This window comes from Mesorhizobium sp. M1A.F.Ca.ET.072.01.1.1 (genome assembly GCF_004023325.1).
Classification (GTDB): Bacteria; Pseudomonadota; Alphaproteobacteria; order Rhizobiales; family Rhizobiaceae; genus Mesorhizobium.
In genome coordinates this window covers 1-2,816 of sequence record NZ_RZSF01000545.1, presented here as the reverse complement: position 1 = coordinate 2,816, position 2,816 = coordinate 1, and the positions used below count along the sequence as shown (strand labels likewise).

At 60.5% G+C, this 2,816-nt stretch carries 2 protein-coding genes, 1 tRNA gene and 2 pseudogenes; 3 read left to right on the top strand and 2 right to left on the bottom strand.

Annotation, left to right across the window (positions count from 1 at the left end):
• Positions 1 to 866 (bottom strand): annotated as a pseudogene (locus EOA32_RS35965) (integrase); the annotation flags it as partial.
• A gap of 114 nt (positions 867 to 980) precedes the next feature.
• Positions 981 to 1,070: transfer RNA gene (locus EOA32_RS35960), tRNA-Ser, on the bottom strand.
• A 315-nt stretch (positions 1,071 to 1,385) separates the two neighbouring features.
• On the opposite strand from EOA32_RS35960, the gene rplU reads away from it, so the two are divergent.
• The 3 genes and pseudogenes from rplU to EOA32_RS35945 form a co-directional block, all read left to right on the top strand.
• A complete protein-coding gene (rplU, locus tag EOA32_RS35955; protein WP_128374211.1) occupies positions 1,386 to 2,102 on the top strand; it encodes a 50S ribosomal protein L21 in 717 nt (238 codons plus the stop codon).
• Between the two features lie 102 nt (positions 2,103 to 2,204).
• Positions 2,205 to 2,474 (top strand): 50S ribosomal protein L27, encoded by a 270-nt coding sequence (gene rpmA / locus EOA32_RS35950; RefSeq protein WP_040991608.1) that lies wholly within the window; start codon positions 2,205 to 2,207, stop codon positions 2,472 to 2,474.
• 125 nt (positions 2,475 to 2,599) lie between these two features.
• Positions 2,600 to 2,816, top strand: a pseudogene (locus EOA32_RS35945) (GNAT family N-acetyltransferase); the annotation flags it as partial.

Below are 2,816 nucleotides of genomic sequence, written 5' to 3'. Positions count from 1 at the left end.
ATCACATAGATTAGATGGCGGGCTTCGTCATTGAGTCCGTCGAGCGCGCCTTCAGCGAGTATCTTCTCCTGAATGAACTCCGCTGTGAACGCAGCGCGTTGCCCGGGGACGGCGCCGGAAAGACGCAGGTTTCGAAAAACCGGCTCCAGCTTGAGCTGGTGAGTCAGATCGACGACGCGCAGCATTTTCGAAACATGGCCGATGTCCTTGTTGGCCGTACCGATATCAAGTCCATCCTCAACGATCCGCTTTTGCCACCACTCGCGGAACGCGATTGCGTCGTCCCGAGTGAGGCTTGCGATCTCCTTGTCGCCAATGACTCCAACCAGATTGGCAACTGCGCGCTTTTTGGGGTTACGCCATTTCTTGATTTGGTTAGGCGACATGGTCAGCAAGTTCTGTTGCTCGATCGTCTCGAATTCCTTGATAAGACCGCTCAGGCGGACCGCTGGCCGCTTCTCCCCACCCATGACGGCCGAGACGTCCTGCGCGTCCTCGATCGATTTTTTGTCGAGGAGCAGCTTGATACGGGCCATGAGTTCGTCGAGCGGCCCCGCTGCTAGTTCCTCGTTAGAGCGATAGGCCAATCCAAATGACCGCGCGCGCTTCCTCGCGGCTTCGAAACGCAGCCCCGCCTCGGCGGATTGGCCTTCCCGCAGTCTACGCCAATACGCCTCCAGCCCCGCGCCGAGGCTTTGCACTGCATCTCGCGCCCGTACACCGCGGGGATCGTCAGCCACGGCGACGCCCGTGGAAATGCGTACTAGGCAGCGGCGATCAAACGCCGCGAATTCCTTCGGCACCCTGCGGACGAGATACCAGATGCCTTCACGTTTATGCGGCTTTGGCGCTGCGGAACGTCGCATTATCTTTCTCTAATGTTACACAGTTTGTTACACAGTCTAAGATAAGTTTCGCTTCGCGCTGGTCAAGCGCAACAAGGAAGCTTTTGAAAGGAAACGATTATTATGGAAGCTAAATGGCGGAGAGGGAGGGATTCGAACCCCCGATACCCTTGCGAGTATGCCGCATTTCGAGTGCGGTGCATTCGACCACTCTGCCACCTCTCCGCGAGGTCATGGTCGGCCGTTGCCGGCGCGGCGCACTAGATAACGGCTGACCGCCGCAGTTACAAGGCCCTAGTCGACCGATTTCCCGCTTCTTGAAAAAGCGTCGGCGAGCGACGGACCGGCGCGCGGCCCACGGCATGCTCAGGAGCAAGGGCCGCTTGCCTTGACTTCCTTGCGACCTTCGGTTAGGGACAGCCCGCATTCGGCGTGGGGCTTCTCCGCGCCGCTTGTTTTTTGAACCCGCAGACTGACAAAAAGACGGCCGAACCGCCTGAAGCGGTTCATCGAGGCCGACCGAACAGCGAAAGGCAAAAAATGTTCGCAGTCATCAAAACGGGCGGCAAGCAGTATCGCGTCGCCGCCAACGATCTGCTCAAGATCGAGAAAGTCGAAGCCAAGGTCGGCGATATCGTCGAGATCGGCACTGTTCTCGCGCATGGCGAGGGTGAGAATGTCACCTTCGGCGCGCCGTTCGTCGATGGCGCTCTGGTCACGGCGGAAGTCGTCGAGCAGGGCAAGAACCGCACCGTCATCGCTTTCAAGAAGCGCCGCCGCCAGAATTCGCGCCGCAAGATCGGCCACCGCCAGCTTCTGACCACCGTCCGGATCTCCGAGATCCTGCTGGGCGGCGCCAAGCCGTCGAAGAAGGCCACCGCCAAGGCTGAGGCCAAGGCGCCCGAAGCCAAGGCAGACGTCGCCGCCGAGGCGAAGGCCGAAGCCGCTCCGAAGGAGGCCAAGGCCAAGAAGGAAGCCAAGGCAGAGGCCGCCCCCAAGGAAGCTCCCGCCAGCGAAGAGGCCAAGGCCGCGCCACTGTTCAAGGCACCGAAGGGCGAGCCGGACGATTTGACCGTGATCAAGGGCATCGGTCCCGTCGCGGCGAAGGATCTCGCCGAGCAGGGCATCGTCACCTTTGCGCAGCTGGCCAAGCTGACCGAGAAGGATGTCGCCAAGATCGACGAGCACATGCCGTTCAGCGCCGACCAGATCAAGGACTGGCGCGAGCAGGCCAAGGAGCTGGCGAAAAAGAAGTAAGGACGGCCGGCGATAATCGTCGCCGGATCGGACTTGAAACGGAACGCGAACGCGTTCATAAGACCTTTCAAACGCCCTTCGAGGCGTATCGGAGTTAGTTAGATGGCACACAAGAAAGCTGGCGGTTCGTCGCGCAACGGTCGCGACTCGCACTCCAAGCGTCTCGGCGTGAAGAAGTTCGGCGGTGAAGCCGTCGTCGCCGGCAACATCATCATTCGTCAGCGCGGCACGCAATGGCATCCGGGCACCAACGTTGGCATGGGCACGGACCACACCCTTTTTGCGCTCGAAGCCGGCGCAGTCACCTTCAACAAAAAAGCCAACGGCCGAACCTACGTCTCGGTAAACCCGATCACCAAAGCAGCGGAGTAGCCGGTTCCGCACCATAACACCGGCGCCCATCTCGGGAACCGGTGTCTGGCCAGGCCAGGAAAAGGATCAGGAGAGATGGGCTTCCATCTCTCCTTTTTCGTTTTTCTTTGCCCTGGAGGACTAAAATGGTTGCCGAAGCGGAAGACACCGAAGACGAAAGTTACGCGATCGATTGCCCGGTGCTCGCCACCGAGCGCCTGGTCATGCGCGCTCCGCGCGAGAGCGATCTCGCGCAACTCGTCGCTCTGGCCGACAACCGTCACGTCGCCGAAATGCTGGCCCGCATGCCGCATCCTTACGGCGAAGCCGAGGCCCGCGCCTTCCTCGCCATGGCCTCGGCTT